The 16,224-nt window shown below is 65.5% G+C and carries 14 protein-coding genes and 1 pseudogene; all 15 read right to left on the reverse strand.

The window, feature by feature from the left end:
• Position 1 precedes the first annotated feature (1 nt).
• Positions 2 to 367: a flagellar hook-basal body complex protein FliE gene (gene fliE, locus ACZK2G_RS10215; protein WP_005409552.1), complete on the reverse strand. Its 366-nt coding sequence runs from the start codon at positions 365 to 367 to the stop codon at positions 2 to 4.
• 443 nt (positions 368 to 810) lie between these two features.
• Complete coding sequence (locus tag ACZK2G_RS10220) at positions 811 to 1,227, reverse strand: hypothetical protein (protein ID WP_426353524.1); 417 nt, start codon at positions 1,225 to 1,227, stop codon at positions 811 to 813.
• Positions 1,228 to 1,411: 184 nt separating this feature from the next.
• Positions 1,412 to 2,915, reverse strand: a pseudogene (locus ACZK2G_RS10225) (sigma-54 dependent transcriptional regulator).
• Entirely contained in the window at positions 2,912 to 3,289 is a 378-nt protein-coding gene (locus ACZK2G_RS10230; RefSeq protein WP_012510975.1) for a response regulator, read from the reverse strand. Before ACZK2G_RS10230 ends, ACZK2G_RS10225 begins: the two are co-directional and overlap by 4 nt.
• A 14-nt stretch (positions 3,290 to 3,303) precedes the next feature.
• Positions 3,304 to 4,713, reverse strand: a complete 1,410-nt coding sequence (gene rpoN, locus ACZK2G_RS10235) for an RNA polymerase factor sigma-54 (protein ID WP_337302494.1) — start codon at positions 4,711 to 4,713, stop codon at positions 3,304 to 3,306.
• Positions 4,714 to 5,036: 323 nt separating this feature from the next.
• On the reverse strand, positions 5,037 to 5,669 hold the full coding sequence (locus tag ACZK2G_RS10240; protein ID WP_107379556.1) for a response regulator: 633 nt from the start codon (positions 5,667 to 5,669) through the stop codon (positions 5,037 to 5,039).
• 91 nt (positions 5,670 to 5,760) lie between these two features.
• Positions 5,761 to 6,339 carry a PilZ domain-containing protein gene (locus ACZK2G_RS10245; RefSeq protein WP_006365893.1) on the reverse strand — a complete coding sequence of 193 codons (579 nt, stop codon included), beginning with the start codon at positions 6,337 to 6,339 and terminating at the stop codon, positions 5,761 to 5,763.
• Complete coding sequence (locus tag ACZK2G_RS10250) at positions 6,336 to 6,629, reverse strand: hypothetical protein (RefSeq protein WP_010485909.1); 294 nt, start codon at positions 6,627 to 6,629, stop codon at positions 6,336 to 6,338. The genes ACZK2G_RS10245 and ACZK2G_RS10250 overlap by 4 nt, the downstream gene beginning before the upstream one ends.
• Positions 6,626 to 7,042 (reverse strand): flagellar export chaperone FliS, encoded by a 417-nt coding sequence (gene fliS / locus ACZK2G_RS10255; RefSeq protein ID WP_107379558.1) that lies wholly within the window; start codon positions 7,040 to 7,042, stop codon positions 6,626 to 6,628. The genes ACZK2G_RS10250 and fliS overlap by 4 nt, the downstream gene beginning before the upstream one ends.
• 128 nt (positions 7,043 to 7,170) lie before the next feature.
• The gene (gene fliD, locus ACZK2G_RS10260) at positions 7,171 to 8,589 is read right to left on the reverse strand and encodes a flagellar filament capping protein FliD (protein ID WP_478475446.1); all 1,419 of its coding nucleotides are present in this window, start codon (positions 8,587 to 8,589) and stop codon (positions 7,171 to 7,173) included.
• A 441-nt stretch (positions 8,590 to 9,030) separates the two neighbouring features.
• Positions 9,031 to 10,185, reverse strand: a complete 1,155-nt coding sequence (locus ACZK2G_RS10265; RefSeq protein ID WP_478475447.1) for a flagellin — start codon at positions 10,183 to 10,185, stop codon at positions 9,031 to 9,033.
• An 85-nt stretch (positions 10,186 to 10,270) separates the two neighbouring features.
• Complete coding sequence (locus tag ACZK2G_RS10270) at positions 10,271 to 11,473, reverse strand: flagellin (protein WP_107379561.1); 1,203 nt, start codon at positions 11,471 to 11,473, stop codon at positions 10,271 to 10,273.
• A gap of 72 nt (positions 11,474 to 11,545) precedes the next feature.
• Positions 11,546 to 12,766, reverse strand: coding sequence for a flagellin (locus ACZK2G_RS10275; protein WP_478475449.1), 1,221 nt, complete (start codon positions 12,764 to 12,766; stop codon positions 11,546 to 11,548).
• Between the two features lie 374 nt (positions 12,767 to 13,140).
• Positions 13,141 to 14,343, reverse strand: a complete 1,203-nt coding sequence (gene flgL, locus ACZK2G_RS10280; RefSeq protein WP_478475451.1) for a flagellar hook-associated protein FlgL — start codon at positions 14,341 to 14,343, stop codon at positions 13,141 to 13,143.
• A complete protein-coding gene (flgK, locus tag ACZK2G_RS10285; RefSeq protein WP_478475453.1) occupies positions 14,340 to 16,220 on the reverse strand; it encodes a flagellar hook-associated protein FlgK in 1,881 nt (626 codons plus the stop codon). The genes flgL and flgK overlap by 4 nt, the downstream gene beginning before the upstream one ends.
• Between the last annotated feature and the right edge of the window lie 4 nt (positions 16,221 to 16,224).

Below are 16,224 nucleotides of genomic sequence, written 5' to 3' on the forward strand. Positions count from 1 at the left end.
CTTACAGCGGCATGTTCATCACGTCCTGGTAGGCCTGGACGAGACGGTTGCGGACTTCCACGGTGGCGCGGAAGGCGATCTGGGACTGCTGCGAGGCGACCATGACCTTGGCGAGGTCGGCGCTGGGGTCGCCCATTTCGAAGGCTTTGGCCAGGGCGCCGGATTTCTGTTGCGCGTCGTTGACGCCGGCAATCGCACCACGCAGGGTTTCGGTGAAGCTGGCCGGCTGGGCCTGCGGTGCATCCAGCACCGTGCCCGGCAGGGCGTTGCTGCGCGGCGTTTCGCCCAGCGGGTTGAGCGCCGGCTGTCCCATCTGGGTCTGATAGGAGCGGATCTGCGAAAGGATCGACGTGACGGAGTGGGACATCTGCAACGGTTCCAGAAACAGGGGATGGGGTTGTCTGCTGGAGCAGGTGCAAGTGCCGTGCCGAAACCGGTTTTCGATTCAGTGAAGTGAGGGTGTGGGTGTTCTGGCAGGGCTGCGCCCTGCACCCGCCGAATCAACGTCAACGTCAACGTGAACGGCAACGTCAACGGCGGGCTATCCGTGGGGTGGCGGGGTGGGTCCGGTTGCGGGGGACGCCGTAAACCCGTCCCTGGGGGCTTGGCCGCGGCATCCATGCCGCGGACACCCCCGCAACCGGACCCACCCCGCCTTCGACAGTTTCCCGCGATCTGTCAGACGGGCATGGATGCCCTTGGTGGGTGTCGACCTTGGTCGACACGTTCGGCACGGAGTCGGATCCCGTTGCGACGCAACGGGCTCTGACCCCAATGGCGGCGCCATTTAACCGGCGTCGGTTTTCTGGCCTAGGGCTGCAGGGTCCAACGGCCGGAATTCTGACGCTGGCGCGGTGCGATAGGGCCGTCGTGCTGGGTGTAGATGAAACGGCCCTGGTGGTCGCTCAGGCAGGTCAGCAGCAGGGTGTAGTGGGTGGGGCCGGCCGGGTGGGCTTCGGTCATCTGTATTTCCGCGGTGTGCAGGGTCAGGCGCTGGTAGTGGTAGCTGCCGCCGATGCGGAGGTCGGTGCCGAGGATGTCCAGCACGTACTGGCTGCCGGCAAAGCTGACCTGCACCATGCGTCCGGCATTGGGGTTGTCCGGTGCGTAAAGCGGGTCGCTGAGGTTGGTGAACTGGCGCTGGTCCAGCGTGGTGGGCAGGCTGCAGTTGGCGGCGGTGGCCAAGGCCGGGCAGAGCAGGGCGGCGAGCAGGGTGAGGCGATGCATGGCAGGACCTCCTTGGGATGTCCTTGCAATGCACCGCACTGCGGCCCTGCTGTCTTTAGGAAAACGTGCAAATGCAGTGGGGTCGGATCCCTTTCCTGTGGAAAGGGATCCGACCCCGAGTACTGGAAACACGAACGCCCGGGCAAGCCCAGGCGTTCGTGCCCCTTCATGCTGGTGACGCGCTTCAGCTGGCCAGTTCGGCCTGTTCGCGCTCGATGCCGTACTTGCGCAGCTTTTCCACCAGGGTGGTGCGGCGCAGGCCGAGCAGCTGGGCGGCGTGGGCGACCACGCCCTGGGTGCGTTCCAGTGCTTCGTTGATCAGGCCCAGTTCGATGTTGGCCATGTGGTTGCGCAGGTCCATGCCCTCGTCGGGCAGTGCGACCGGTGCAGCCGGGCGATTGACGGCGATGCCGTGCTCCAGCGCCGGTTGGTTGCCACTGCCCGGGGTGTGGAACGAGAAGCTGCGCAGGTCCAGGCGTTCTTCGCTGGCGATGGGCTGCGCCGGTGTCGGTGCGGCCGCTGCTGCCAGGACGGCATCGCCACGGTAGCGCGCCGGCAGATCCTGCACGCGTACCGAGCCACCCGGATGCAGCACGGCGAGGCGCTCGACCAGATTGGTCAGCTCACGCACGTTGCCCGGCCACTCGTAGCCTGCCAGTGCCTGCAGCGCTTCGGCGGTAAAGCGCACTTCGCCGCGACCGGTGCGGGCCAGCTGCGTGGCGATGGTCTCCACCAGCGCCGGCAGGTCTTCGCGGCGTTCGCGCAGGGCTGGCACATCGATCGGGAACACGTTGAGGCGGTAGAACAGATCCTCGCGGAACTTGCCTTCGGCGATACGGGTTTCCAGGTCGCGGTGGGTCGCAGCGATCACCCGCACATTGCAGCGGATGGTCTGGTTGCCACCCACGCGCTCGAAGCTGCGCTCCTGCAGCACGCGCAGCAGCTTGACCTGCATCGGCAGGCTCATGTCGCCGATTTCGTCGAGCAGCAGGGTGCCGCCCTCGGCCATTTCAAAACGGCCCTTGCGTGCGGTCAGTGCACCGGTGAAGGCGCCCTTTTCGTGACCGAACAGCTCGCTTTCCAGCAGGTCCGGTGGAATGGCACCGCAGTTGATCGCCACGAACGGGCCATCGCGGCGCGGCGAGCGCTGGTGGATCGAGCGCGATACAACTTCCTTGCCGGTACCCGACTCGCCCAGCACCAGCACGGTGGTGTCGAAGGCGGCTACCTGTTCGATCATGGTGCGCAGTTCGGTAACCGCCGGGCCATGGCCGGTCGGGCCCTGTTCCTGCACGGCACCGGCCTGGTGCTCGGCATCCAGGCGCTTGAGGCTGGCGCGACGCAGCAGGGCTTCCATCTGCGTATGCCGCAGCGGGGTTTCCAGCGGCCAGATGTTGGCTTCATGCAAGCCGTGCCGCTGCGCGAACGCGGTGGCTTCGCCATCGGCCAGCAGCACCGGCGGTGGCAGGCTGCTGCCGCCGAGCCAGTTGTACAGCGCGGTGCTGGCGGCGCTGTCGTCCAGGCTGCCGACGATCACTGCCATCCAGTCGTTCTGGCGCTGGCGGCCCGGGGCGGGGGGGGCCGGGGGGGAGACCCGGGGGGGGGGGAAGTCAATGAATTGGGGGGGGGAAGGGGCGCTCTGCGCGCACGGCGTCGTTGTCCAGCACCAGGATGCGCGATTCGCTCACGACTGATCCTCCCTGAGGCCTTCCAGGATCGGCATGACTTCCTGGATGTAGGACAGCTTGCTGACGAAGTTGTCGGCGCCGGCGCGCAGCGCGTGTTCGCGGTGCTCGACGTCGTCGAAGTGGCTGGCGATCACGATGTACGGGGCATCGTCCTGCGACTTGATCAGGCGGGTGGCCTGCAGGCCGCCCATCTCCGGCATTGCCAGATCCATCAACACCACCTGCGGGCGCAGTGTTTCCGAACGCTCGATCGCTTCCAGGCCGTTGCCGGCACTGCCGACGATCTGCAGCCAGTCGATCTTGCGGAAATGGCGCATCGCCGCGTTGATGAAGCCCTCGTGGTCATCGACCAGCAGGACCGTGAGCTTGTTCATGTCCAACATCCTTTTCAGCCCACCCGGGCCAGCTGCGGTTGCCTGGCGCTGAGCCGGCGCCGTTCACGGGCCGGGGCGATATCCAGTTGTTCTCGGTATTTTGCGACGGTTCGGCGGGCAATGTTGACCCCCTGGCGTGACAGCAGGCCGGCGATGGCCTCGTCGGCCAGCGGCCGGCCGGCCGGTTCGGCGTCGATCAGACGGCGGACCATGGCCTTCACGGCCTGGCCGGAGACGCTGGCGCCCTCAAGGCGCACGGCGAAGAAGTGCTTCAGTTCGAAGGTACCGCGCGGGGTCTGCAGGAACTTGCCGGTGGTGATGCGCGAGACCGTGGACTCGTGCATGCCGATCTCTTCGGCCACTTCCTTCAGGGTCAGCGGTGCCATGGCTTCCTCGCCACGCACCAGGAATGCGGCCTGGCGTTCGACGATCACCCGTGCGGTGCGCAGCAGGGTGTCATAGCGCATCGACAGGCCGCGGCTGAACCAGCGCGCCTCCTGCAGCATTTCGCGCAGCGCCGGGGCGGCATCGCTGGTCTCGGCCAGGGCCTGCTCGTACTGGCTGTTGATCGAGACGCGGCGGCTGGTGGCCGGGTTCAGCGCGACTTTCCACTGGCCATCGGCGTGCCAGGCGACGACGTCCGGCACCACCACGGCGTTGCGCTCCGGCAGCAGGCTGTCGCCTGGGCGCGGCTGCAGCGACAGGATCAGGCGCACCGCTTCGCGCACGTCTTCGATCTCTGCGTCGTGCTGGCGGGCGAGGGCGGGGTAGTCGTGCGCAGCCAGTGCATCAAGCGCGCCCTCGAGAATGCGTGCTGCCAGGTGGCGTGCAGGTACCACGCCGTGCAGGCTGCGCAGCTGTGCCTGCAGGCCTTCGCGCAGGTCCTGTGCGGCCATGCCGGCGGGCTCGCCGTGCAGCAGCTGCTGGCGAATGGTTTCCACGCCGTTGGCGGCGATGTCGAACTGGGCGCTGGCCAGCAGCTGCAGCTGGGCCAGCGGCGCCTGCAGGTAGCCGGCCTCGTCGCAATGGTCCAACCAGAACGCAGCTACCGCGAGCTCACGGTCGTCCATGTCCAGCGACAGCCTCTGCAGCACCCGCAGCTGCGGGTCGCTGGATTCGCCTGCAGCGATGCGTGCCATGCGGTCATCGTCGCCATCCTGCCAGCTGCTGCCGGCCACATCCCACATCGAGGATTCGGGCAGCTCGTCGAAGGCAGCCGTTTCCAGGGTGGTGGCGCCGGCATCGGTGGATTCGGCAGTGGGGGCTTCAGCTTCTTCGATTTCCAGCAGCGGGTTGGAATCCAGAAGCCGCTGGATTTCCTGCTCCAGGTGCAGGCCGTCGAGCTGCAGCAGCCGGATCGACTGCAGCAACTGCGGGGTGAGGTGAAGTTGTTGGCCCAGCTGGGTCGAGAGTGCAGCCTTCATCGTGGTTCCCCGGCACCGCTCCCCGGCGCCTTGTGGAACGCATCTTGCTTTTGATCCGGCGGGGGCGGAATCAGGGGGTTCCTGAGGGCCTTCGTGAATGTCCTGACAGGATGTAGGGGTATTTCCTACATTGGCGCGGAATGTTGACGATGAATGCCGCCAAGTTGTTGATTCGTCGTGGGTGACGAAGAGTGGCAGCTGACCTGCGTGTACGAAATCCTGTCAGGGCGTGTCGGGGTGACGGGAATTCGTCGTTGCTGCGGGGTCCGGCGGGAGTCAAATCCCTTTCCCGCGGAAAGGAATCTGACCCCATTCGCGGGCGATCATTCCAGCTCGTGCTGATGGCGCGCGGCGAGCAGCAGCAGGTCGTTGGCGCGGCGGCAACCCAGCGACTCCATCATGCGTGCGCGGTGGGTTTCCACCGTTTTGACGCTGATGCCGAGGTCAGCGGCGATTTCCTTGTTGCTCTCGCCCTTGCCGATGCGGCGCAGGATCTCGCGTTGGCGCGGTGACAATGCGGCAATGCCGGTGGGCTTCTCGCGGCCGAGCATCGGCGCCAGCATCTTGGCCGAGATCTGCGGGCTCAGGAATACCTGGCCGGCGTGCGCGGCACGCAGCGCCAACTCGAGCTCCTGTGGCGCCGCATCCTTGACCACGAAACCGACCGCGCCGCGATCGAGCGCATCGCGTACGTGCGCCGCATCGTCGTGCATGGTCATCATCACCACCCGGGTGCCGGGGGCGCGCAGGCGGATGTCACTGAGGGCTTCCAAGCCGGTGCGGCCGGGTAGCGAAAGGTCCATCAGGACCACGTCAGGGGAGTGCTGCAGGGCCAGCTGCAACGCCTGCTCGGCATTGCTGGCCTCAGCAACCAGCTGCACGTCGGCAAACCCCTGCAACAGCCGCGCCAGGCCGGCGCGGACAAGGGTGTGATCGTCGACGATGAGAACTCGCACAGGCACGTTGGAGGTCCGTGAGGGGAGTCCACCTTAACTTAGCTGAACGGGCACGCCAAGGGCCGCCCGTACTGCTTCATGGTGACAGCTTTCAGCGTGCGCGACGCGCTTCGGCCACCTGGCGACGATGCAGGCGGAACAGATGCCGTTCCATCGCCATTTCCAGGCCGTCACCGAGGCGCTGGAAGCGCAGCCAGAGGTAGTGACCACCGCCACCATCGGCGGCTTCGGCAATCACTTCCACCGGCAGATCGATGTGGTCGGGCAGCCAGTCGCTGGGCTGCAGGCGTACCACCCCGGCCTGGCCGGGACTGGCGCCGCTGCGCGGACCCAGTTGCAGTCGGATGCCGCGGCGTGACCAGCGCACCGGACGCAGGGTCAATTCCTGCCCCTGCTGGCGTACCAGGCGGCCAAGCAGCACCATCGCCAGGTCCAGCTTGGCCTCCAGCCGCTGCAGCTGCAGGCTGGCTTCACTGCGTTCTTCGTGTTCGTCGACCCGGCTGTCCTCAACCAGCGCCAGGCTGCGCAGCAGTCCTTCGGCGCTGCTGGTACGGCCAGCGGCGCTGCCCGCTTGAAATTCGGCCGGCAGTGCCAGTTCGCAGCTGAGCGTTTCGTCGAACAGCTCGCTCTCGGCCGGGTGGTGCAGCGACGTGGTCGGCAATTGGGTCATGCCAGCGATTCTGCCTGCAGGTAGGCATGCGCGGCGCGAAGGGAGCGCTGGCCGTCGTTCATCAGTGCGGCTACTGCGTCGCGGCGTTGGCGCAGCAGGCCGAGCAGGTTCTGCTGGCGTTCGAACAATGCGGTCAGCGGTGCGTGGTCGGCGGCGGTCAGCGGCTGGCTGAGCAGCGCATGCAACGTGCTGTCGTGACCGTCGAGCAGGCTGTCGGCCTGGTCGAGAGACTCTTCGCCCAGGGCCTTCTCGAAGGCGTCCAGCTGGGCGTGCAGTTCGTGCAGGCTCATGGTGCCACCGCCGCGGAGCGGCGCTGTTCCTGCGGGATCGCATTCCAGGCGCTGTCGATCTCGCCCAGCAGCTGCAGGGATTCGTCCAGTGCGGCACGGTCATTGTGCAGATTGGCCTCGGTCAGGCGCTGCAGCACATAGTCATACAGCGCCGACAGATTTCCGGCGATCTCGCCGCCGGCCTCATGGTCCAGCGAGCCGTTGAGGTGGCCGACGATCGCGCAGACCTCGCCGATCGCCTTGCCCTTGCCGGCCTGGTCGCCACGCTCGAGACTGGCGATGGCACGTCGCACGCGCTCCAGTGCACCTGCCAGCAGCATCGCCACGAGTTTGTGCGGATCGGCGTCGGCAACCGCACTGGTCACTCCCACCTGGCGGTACTGTTCGGCATATTGACGGCTGGAACCGTACATTCGTGATTCTCCTTGCGCGGGATGCCGCCGGGTGATCGTGGGGATCGGTACCGGCGGTGCGGCGATGATGACTGTTGCGTCCGTTATCGGTGCGTTGCGCGCCAAACTTGAGCGTTGCGCGCAGTGCCTCAGCGATTGAGCTGTGACAACTGCTGCGACAGGGCGCTGCTGCTCTGCTGCAATTTGCCCATAAGGCTATCGAGTGCCAGGAACTGCTTCTTGTAACGTTCCTCGACGTTCTTCATCCGCGTGTCCAGGTCCTTGCGGCGCTTGTCGATGTTGTCCAGCGTATTGTTCAGGCCCTTGGTGCGGGCAACGAAAGCGCCTTCCTTGCCAGTGGTCGTGCTGACGTAGCCGTCAACCATGGTGTAGAGCTTGCCGGCGCCGCCTGTATCCCCAGTGATCGCCGAGCGGATCTTCTCCGGTTGGCTGGCAAGCGCCGCGGCGAACTTCGTTGCATCCAGCACCAGGCTGCCGTCGGCGTTGGGATAACCACGGGTCTGCAGGCCCAGCGTTTTCGGGTCCAATCCATCGGCGGAAAGCTCCTTCAGCACACCCGACATCATGGAGCGCAGCTGGCTGGTGGCACCACGCATCTGCGCGTCGCCGGTCAGCGTGGCGGCTTCCTTGGTCTTGGCGTCGTACTTGGTTTCCGTGTTGATCGCCGCGATCGCCGCGTTGTAGGCGGTCACGAACTCCTGCATCACCTTGGTCGCGGCGGTAGTGTCGGTACTGATCACGACAGTACTCTTTCCGGTCACCTTCAGGTTCAGGGTCAGGCCCGGTACCGCATCGGCCACCGTATTGCTGGCGCTGACGACCGTCACGCCATCGATGGTGAGTTCGGCGTCGGCGGCTGCGGTGTTCTGCTTCAGGCTGCCGACCAGCGCGCCCAGTTTCGGGTCGCTGCCGCCGTACTCCAGTTTGATTGCGCTGGCCGCACCGGTCTTTTCCTGTGCGATCGACAGGTACTGGTTGTCGCCGGAGCTGATCAGCGTGGCCTGCACGCCTTCCTTGCGGCCGGCAGCGTCGATCTTGTTGCGGACAGTGGTCAGGGTGTCACCGGCCTCCACTTCGACCTTCATGGTCTTGGCCTTCTCGCCGACGCCAACGGTCAGCGTCAAGGTTCCGGCACCAAAGGTATCGGTCTTGGGTACCGAGGTGTCGGCAATCAGCTTGTGGGCCGTGGCGAGGGATTTGACCTCCACCTGGTGTGTGCCGTTGGAAGCTGCTGCCTTGGTCGTGCCCAGGTCGTACAGCGCCACTGATGCCGTCAACACATCGTCGATGTTGCCTGGCTGTGCCTTGCCGGTGGCGGTCACAGTACGGGTGTCGAAGGCCGTGGTGGCTTTCAGTGCAGTCAGGGCAGTCTTCAGCTTGTCGAAGGCCGAGGTGACGGTGCCGATAGACGACAACTGCATCTTGGTCTTGGACTGCTGCAGGTTCAGCGCATTGTCGGAGGGCTTGCGGTCGGCCGCGACCAGCTTGTTGACGATGTCCGAGATGTTCAGTCCCGAGCCAATGCCACCGTATCCAAAGTCTGCCACGTCGTTTCTCCTGGTATTCGGGCCTGCCCGTTTTGCGGTGGCCCGTCGTCAACGAAAATAGCGGCCTGCGCCGCTGGGTCTTGAGGACTTCGTTGATGCATGCGCTGTGCCAGAGCGCAGGGTGCGGTTTTGGCACGCCGGTTGCAGGAGGGTTGGGGCAGGGTGCGGGGAAGTTCACCGCGGGCTGCCGGGAGTCTGCAAAAAGCCCTCCCCCAATGCAGGGGAGGGGTCAGGCTACTGACAATCGGGGGGAGACGAAGCCGCCCGGTACGTACAGTCAAGGGTACAGCGCTGAAAGAGAGGTCCGCAGGAGCGGGCGATGCCAAGCCGGTTCGGGAGTGTTCCCGGGCCGGGCATGGCCCGCGCCTTCGTGCATCGTGGCTTCCGGGTTGCCGCTACCGTCGGTTCGACCCGACGGTAGCGGCGCCTTCTTGGCGTGGATCAGCGCAGCAGGCTGAGCACGCCCTGCGGCACCTGGTTTGCCTGGGCCAGCATGGCCGTACCGGCCTGCTGCAGGATCTGGGTGCGGGTCAGTTCGGCGGTTTCCTTGGCGAAGTCGGTGTCCTTGATGCGGCTACGCGACGCGGACATGTTCTCCGAGGACGACTGCAGGTTGGCCACGACCGAGGTGAAGCGGTTCTGGATCGCACCGAGGTCGGCGCGGGTGCTGTTGATCGAGCCCAGTGCCTTGTCGACGATTTCCAGTGCCTGCTGGGCACCCTTGAACGAGGTGACATCCAGGCCCTTGACGACGCTGGTGGCACCATCGGCCGCGTTGGTGGTGGCAGCAGTGAGGCCGCTGCCGGCCACGGTGCCACCGACGACCAGGTCCTTCTCGGCCTTGACCGAGCTGAGCACGACCTTGCTCTTGTCGGTCGCGTCGACCGAGGCGGTCACCCCGGATTCGCCCAGCTTGGCGTTGATCGCGGTGACCAGCGACTGGGCGATGTCACTGCCCTTGGCGGTAGCCTCGTAGGAAACCTTGTCGATGGCGATGCCGTTGATGGTCAGGCCGTCGATGGCACCGGCAGCAGTAGCATCTGCGATGGCACCACCGGTAACGTCGGCAGCGAACTTCACGTTGCCCAGCGAACCGGACTTGGCGTCGATGACCTTGTCGATGGCAATCGCCTGACCGGCATTGGCGCCGACCTGGAACAGCTGGCTGGTGAACGAGCCGTCCAGCAGCTTGGTGCCGTTGAAGTCCGACTGCTTGGCAACGCGGTCGATTTCGCCGACCAGCTGGGTCACTTCGGCCTGCAGCGCCTTGCGGTCGCTGGAGGAGTTGGTGGCGTTGGACGACTGCACCGACAGCTCACGGATGCGCTGCAGGTTGTTGCCGATTTCGGTCAGAGAACCTTCGGCGACCTGGGCCAGCGAGATGCCGTCGTTGGCATTGCGGATGGCGACGTCGGTACCGCGGATCTGGGTGCCGAAGCGCTCGGAGATCGCCAGGCCGGCGGCGTCGTCCTTGGCGCTGTTGATGCGCGAACCGGAAGACAGGCGCTGGATGGTGGTGGCCAGCGAGTTGCCACTGGTGCTCAGGTTGCGCTGAGCATTCAGGGACATGGTATTGGTGTTGATGACTTGTGCCATGATGCTTTCCTTTGGCGAAGGTGGAACGTATTTCAGGAGCCGGGCGGCGGCTCAGCCGCCGCCCGGTGGTCGATCAGGTGGCGGATCAGCGCAGCAGGCTGAGCACGCCCTGCGGCACCTGGTTTGCCTGGGCCAGCATGGCCGTACCGGCCTGCTGCAGGATCTGGGTGCGGGTCAGTTCGGCGGTTTCCTTGGCGAAGTCGGTGTCCTTGATGCGGCTACGCGACGCGGACATGTTCTCCGAGGACGACTGCAGGTTGGCCACGACCGAGGTGAAGCGGTTCTGGATCGCACCGAGGTCGGCGCGGGTGCTGTTGATCGAGCCCAGTGCCTTGTCGACGATTTCCAGTGCCTGCTGGGCGCCCTTGAAGCTGCTGACGTCCAGGTTCTTGGCGAAGCTGGCGTTGGCAGTTGCCGCAGCGGTGGTGCTGGCGATGCCGGTCATGCCGATTTCGGTGGCGTTGGCCGGGGTGCCCGGGGTGCCGCCGCCGCCGGTGATGGTGCCTGCCGCATCCAGGGTGAAGTCCTTGTCGGCCTTCAGCGATGCCAAGGTGATCTTGCCGGTGGCATCGACGCTGGCGCTCAGGCCGGTTTCACCGATCTGCTTGTTGATGCCATTGGCGACGGCGGTGGCGACGTCCGAAGCGGTCGCGCCGGCCTTCCAGCTGATGTCGTCAATGGTCACGCCATTGAGCTTCATGCCCGAAACCTTGCCATCGCTGGTCGCGGCGGCGGCGCTGGCGGTTGCAGCCACATCGGCAGTGAACTTGACGTTGCCCAGCGAACCGGACTTGGCGTCGATGACCTTGTCGATGGCAATCGCCTGACCGGCGTTTGCGCCGACCTGGAACAGCTGGCTGGTGAACGAGCCGTCCAGCAGCTTGGTGCCGTTGAAGTCCGACTGCTTGGCAACGCGGTCGATTTCGCCCACCAGCTGGGTTACTTCGGCCTGCAGCGCCTTGCGGTCGCTGGCAGAGTTGGTGGCGTTGGACGACTGCACCGCCAGTTCACGGATACGCTGCAGGTTGTTGCCGATTTCGGTCAGCGAACCTTCGGCGACCTGGGCCAGCGAGATGCCGTCGTTGGCATTGCGGATGGCGACGTCGGTGCCGCGGATCTGCGTGCCGAAGCGCTCGGAGATCGCCAGGCCGGCGGCGTCGTCCTTGGCGCTGTTGATGCGCGAACCGGAGGACAGGCGCTGGATGGTGGTGGCCAGCGAGCTGCCGCTGGTGCTCAGGTTACGCTGAGCATTCAACGACATCGTGTTGGTGTTGATGACTTGTGCCATGAGGAGAGGTCCTTGAGCGGTTGCACGTGAGTTGGGTTAGACGCCCCCGACGTGCTTCGGGGACGACTCATGTCAGCGCTGCAACAGGCTGAGCACGTTCTGCGGTACCTGGTTTGCCTGGGCCAGCATGGCCGTACCGGCCTGCTGCAGGATCTGGGTGCGGGTCAGTTCGGCGGTTTCCTTGGCGAAGTCGGTATCGCGGATGCGGCTGCGCGAGGCCGACAGATTCTCCGAGGAGGTCTGCAGGTTGGCCACCACCGAGGTGAAGCGGTTCTGGATCGCACCGAGGTCGGCGCGGACGCTGTTGACTGATTCCAGGGCCTTGTCGACGATCGACAGCGCCTTCTGCGCGCCCTCAGCCGTGGTGACGTTCAGGTCCTTGACGAAGCTGGCCGACGCACCGGTCAGGGCGCCACCATTGGTGCTGGTCTCGGTCAGGCCCAGGCCGGCGATGGTCGCCGCAGTGGCGCCGGCCGGCGGGGTTGCGGCGCTGACACCCAGGCTGAAGGTCTGGCCTTCCTTGACCGAAGCCAGGCTGATCACACCGGCATTGACCGAAGCCATGACGCCGGTCTCGCCCAGCTTGTTGTTGATCGCAGCGGAGGTGGCCGAGGTGATCGATTCCCCCGCCTTCACAGTGAAGTCGCTGACGGTGATCGTGGTGGCGGTGCCACCCGGCGGGATCACCGAGATCTGCAGACCCGAGTAGGTGGTGTCGGCGGTGGCCTTGTCGGCGGCTGCCAGGCTGGTGCCGGCGTAGCCGTTGGCGAAGGTGGCTGCGCCCAGCGAATCGGCCTTGGCGTTGACCACGCTGTTGATGGCGATGGCCTGGCCGGCATTGGCGCCCACCTGGAACAGCTGGCTGGTGAAGCTGCCGTCCAGCAGCTTGGTGCCGTTGAAGTCGGCCTGCTTGGCGACGCGGTCGATCTCGCCGACCAGCTGGGTCACTTCGGCCTGCAGGGCCTTGCGGTCACTGGCCGAGTTGGTGGCATTGGAGGCCTGCACGCCCAGTTCGCGGATGCGCTGCAGGTTGTTGCCGACTTCGTTCAGCGAGCCTTCGGCGACCTGGGCGAGCGAGATGCCGTCGTTGGCGTTACGGATGGCCACGTCCAGACCACGGATCTGGGTGGTGAAGCGCTCGCTGATGGCCAGGCCGGCCGCGTCGTCCTTCGCGCTGTTGATGCGCAGGCCGGACGAGAGGCGCTGGATGCTGGTAGCGAGCGAGCTGCCGCTGGTGCTCAGGTTGCGCTGAGCGTTGAGCGACATCGTATTGGTGTTGATTACCTGTGCCATGGGGTCGTCTCCTCTTATATGGAACCCGTTGGTGAATGAAACGAAGCGCCGCCTGTTTTTTTGTGTGGCTGTGTGCTTCGCTGTTGCCAAATGAATAACGGCGCTTTGTCAACAACCTTTAGCCGTGAATTCCGATGAGGCTGGATTTCGTTGCCGGAGGCCGTTTTCCCGGGTTTTTCGAGCCCCGGAGGAGGCGGCTGGGCAAGCCCAGCCAGCGCTGATGAAGGTATCGGCGGGGCAGCGGCGGGCTTGATGGGCAATCACGGAAAATCCGCCGGGCCACGCCCGGCGAGCGCAGCGGGCCATGGCCGCAGAAACGAAAAAGGCCGCGATGCAGGGCATCGCGGCCTTTCAGGACTGAGGTGGGAGAGCTGTCAGCCGATCTTGTTGAACAACGACATCGACTGCATCTGCGAGAAGATCGTCTGTGCCGCCTGCAGGGCGGTGCTCTGCAGCTGGTACTGGCTCAGCGCATCGGCATAGTCCAGGTCGCGCATCTGCGACAGCGTGGTCTTCAGGGTCACACTGTTGGCTTCACGCATGTCGGCGGCATTGTCCAGCGCCTTCAGCTGGGCACCACCGGCCGCACGCGAGTCGATCATCCGTTCCGACGCGCGTGCCACGTCGCGCAGCGCATTCTGCAGCGCGTTCTGCTGTGCGCTCATCTTCGCAGTGGTACCGGTATCGGCATCCAGCGCGGCGATCAGCTTGTCCATGGTGTCGAAGAAGTCGCGGCTGCTCGCGGGATTCACGTTGAAGCTGTCGCCGGCAGCGGGGGCGCCGGTGATCTGCAGGCGCACGCCGTTCACTTCGAGATTGTCACCGGCCTTGTAGGTGCCGGTACCGGTCACATTGCCGGCGCCATCCAGCACTTCGTACTGGTTGGCGGCGGTGAAGCGGACACTGAAGGACTGCCCGTTCCAGTTGTCGCTGCCGTCTCGGGTGATGTTGGTCAATACCCCGTTGCCGGTATTGCCCGCCGCTGCACCGCCATCGACGAAGCCATCACCAGTTGGGATGCGCATGAAGATCTCGCTGCCGGGCAGGGAATCACGCACATAGGTATCCGGGCCGACTTCGACCTGGCGCTGGGTCTGGTCACCACGGTAAACCACCTTGCCATTGATCTTGGCGAATGGCGGGTCGCCGTCATTGGTGCCGCCGAACACGTAGCGACCGGTACCGTCGTCGGCGTTGGCCAGCGACAGCAGGCCGTCGCGGATCTGGTTCAGTTCGGTGATCAGCGTCTTTTTGTCGGCCGCGCTCAAGGCGGGGTTGCTGGCCTGGATGGTCAGGTCGTTGACCCGGCCCATCAGATCGTTGACCTGTGCCAGGGTGTTTTCCTGGACGCCGAGGCGGTTCTGCACGTTGCCGGCATTGAGCTTCATCCGGTCCAGTGCGGCCAGGCTGCGGTCCAGGCCGACCGCAGCGCCGGCGCCGACCGGATCGTCCTTGGCGCTGACGATCTTGCTGCCGGTGGCGATCTGCTGCTCCAGGTGGCTGAGCTTGGCCTGCTTGGCCATCATCAACGACACGGACTGGTTGAACATCATGCTGGTGGAGATGCGGCTGCTCATCGGCGGACGGCTCCCAGGATGGTCTGGAACATGCTGTCGGCGGTGGAGATCAGCTGCGAGGCGGCCTGGTAGGCCTGCTGCAGGCGCAACATGTCGGCCGCTTCTTCATCCAGATTGACGCCGGACACTTCATCGCGCGCTTCCTGCGCCTTGTCATTGATCACCAGCTGGGCATCCAGCGAGTACTCGGCCGAACGGGCCGCGGCGCCGACCTGGGTGGTCAGGCCACCCAGCGCGCCGTTCAGCGTCACCGTGCCGGCGTTGAACGCCTTGGCGCTCTCCACCTTGGCCAGCTTGGTGGCGTTGCTGTTGTCCGACGATCCGGCCGGGGTCGGGGTGATGTTGAAGGTGTCGCCGACCTTGGGTGCGCCGTCCAGTACGAAGCTCCAGCCGTTGGCACTGATGGTCTGGCCTGGGGTGTAGGTCTGTGGCGGGCCGCCATCGATGGTGTAGGTGGTGGCCGAGGTGAACACGATCGCCGCCGGATTGCGCAGGTTGGCGTTGCTCGAATCGGTGACGGTGACGCCGCTCAGCTTGCCGGTGCCGTTGTTGGCGGTGGCCGCTGCGCCCTTGACTGCCGCAGCGGCAGCGATGCGCGAAGGATCGGTGATCGCGATCTCCATGCTGCCGGCCACGCCGGCGGTCGGCTGCAGCAGGAAGCGGTCATTGGCGGCCGGAGTGCCGCCCACGACCAGCGCGACGCCGTTGATCACCAGCGGATCGGCGGCGGTGCCGGTGCCGGTCAGCGGAACATTGGCGCCGGTGTCGGCACGGCTGGCCTTCCAGTTGCTGCCATCGAACTGCAGCACCACGTTCTGCGCGTCCAGCTTGCCCAGGTCGCCATAGGTGGCGGTGAGGCTGCCGGTGCCGGTGTTGCCGTTGTTGGCGGTGACGCGCGGGTTGCCGATGTTGAAGAAATCACCGCCGAGCTTGCCGTACAGGTCCACGCCCTGGTGGTGGGCCTGGTTGAAGCTCTCGGCCAGGCCCACGGCCAGCTTGCCCAGTTCAGCCTGGGCCGGGGTCAGCACGGTGTCGCGGAACTCCAGCAGGCCGCCGATCTGGCCACCGACCGCCTTCGGGTCGAGCCGGATCGTATTGCCCTGGGTTTCCAGCGCCAGCTGCAGCCGCTCCGGCTGGTACGGGTCGGCCACGGTAGTGACCTTGGTCGCCGTGGTGCCCACCACCAGCGCGTTGCCGCCGGCGGTGTAGACATTCATGATGCCGCCGTCCTGGATCACCGCCGTGCCGCCGGTGTAACCAATCAGCTGGGTGATCAGCTGGTCGCGGCGGTCGAGCAGGTCGGGGGCGGCGTTGGCGATGTTGGTGCCGATGGCACCATTGATCTGTGCGATCTCCTGCGCCAGGCGATTGACCTCGGTGGCACCGGCCAGCAGGCCGTTGTTGACCTCGCCGTTGAGGTTGTTCAGGTGCGTGTTGAGCTGCACGAAACGGTTGGCCAGGGCCTTGCCGCCATCAAGCATGTTCTGGCGGTCGGCGGTGCCGGCGGCATTGGAGGACAGGCCGCTGACCGAGTCGAAGAAGTTCGACCACACACCGGAGACGTTGGTGGCCGGATCGGAGAACAGCGCATTGACCCGGTCGGCCATGCCCGAGAGCTGCTTCAGGCGCGCCAGTTCGCCACTGCTGTCGAGCAGGCGCGATATCGCCAGCTGGTCGGCCGTGCGGCGGATGTCGGTGATGCGGGTGCCGTTGCCGACCGTGCCGTAACCGTAGTTCTGCGGATCGGCGGTGGCGAAGTTGACCTTCTGCCGGCTGTAGCCGGGCGTGTTGAGGTTGGCCACGTTGTGGCTGGTGGTCGCCAACGCACGCTGGAAGGCGAGCAGGGCACCGGTACCGGTGGAAAGTACGCTGGACATGGGG

It is taken from the genome of Stenotrophomonas sp. 107298_Sma (assembly GCF_056480345.1).

Excerpts from the sequence above, each read along its gene's own strand:
- ACZK2G_RS10245 (WP_006365893.1), bottom strand. The coding sequence starts at position 6,339 with ATGACCCAATTGCCGACCACGTCGCTGCACCACCCGGCCGAGAGCGAG.
- ACZK2G_RS10270 (WP_107379561.1), bottom strand. The coding sequence starts at position 11,473 with ATGGCACAAGTCATCAACACCAACACGATGTCGTTGAATGCTCAGCGT.
- ACZK2G_RS10265 (WP_478475447.1), bottom strand. The coding sequence starts at position 10,185 with ATGGCACAAGTCATCAACACCAATACCATGTCCCTGAATGCTCAGCGC.
- flgL (WP_478475451.1), bottom strand. The coding sequence starts at position 14,343 with ATGAGCAGCCGCATCTCCACCAGCATGATGTTCAACCAGTCCGTGTCG.
- ACZK2G_RS10275 (WP_478475449.1), bottom strand. The coding sequence starts at position 12,766 with ATGGCACAGGTAATCAACACCAATACGATGTCGCTCAACGCTCAGCGC.
- ACZK2G_RS10250 (WP_010485909.1), bottom strand. The coding sequence starts at position 6,629 with ATGAGCCTGCACGAACTGCACGCCCAGCTGGACGCCTTCGAGAAGGCC.
- fliS (WP_107379558.1), bottom strand. The coding sequence starts at position 7,042 with ATGTACGGTTCCAGCCGTCAATATGCCGAACAGTACCGCCAGGTGGGA.
- flgK (WP_478475453.1), bottom strand. The coding sequence starts at position 16,220 with ATGTCCAGCGTACTTTCCACCGGTACCGGTGCCCTGCTCGCCTTCCAG.
- rpoN (WP_337302494.1), bottom strand. The coding sequence starts at position 4,713 with ATGAAGGCTGCACTCTCGACCCAGCTGGGCCAACAACTTCACCTCACC.
- ACZK2G_RS10220 (WP_426353524.1), bottom strand. The coding sequence starts at position 1,227 with ATGCATCGCCTCACCCTGCTCGCCGCCCTGCTCTGCCCGGCCTTGGCC.
- ACZK2G_RS10230 (WP_012510975.1), bottom strand. The coding sequence starts at position 3,289 with ATGAACAAGCTCACGGTCCTGCTGGTCGATGACCACGAGGGCTTCATC.
- fliE (WP_005409552.1), bottom strand. The coding sequence starts at position 367 with ATGTCCCACTCCGTCACGTCGATCCTTTCGCAGATCCGCTCCTATCAG.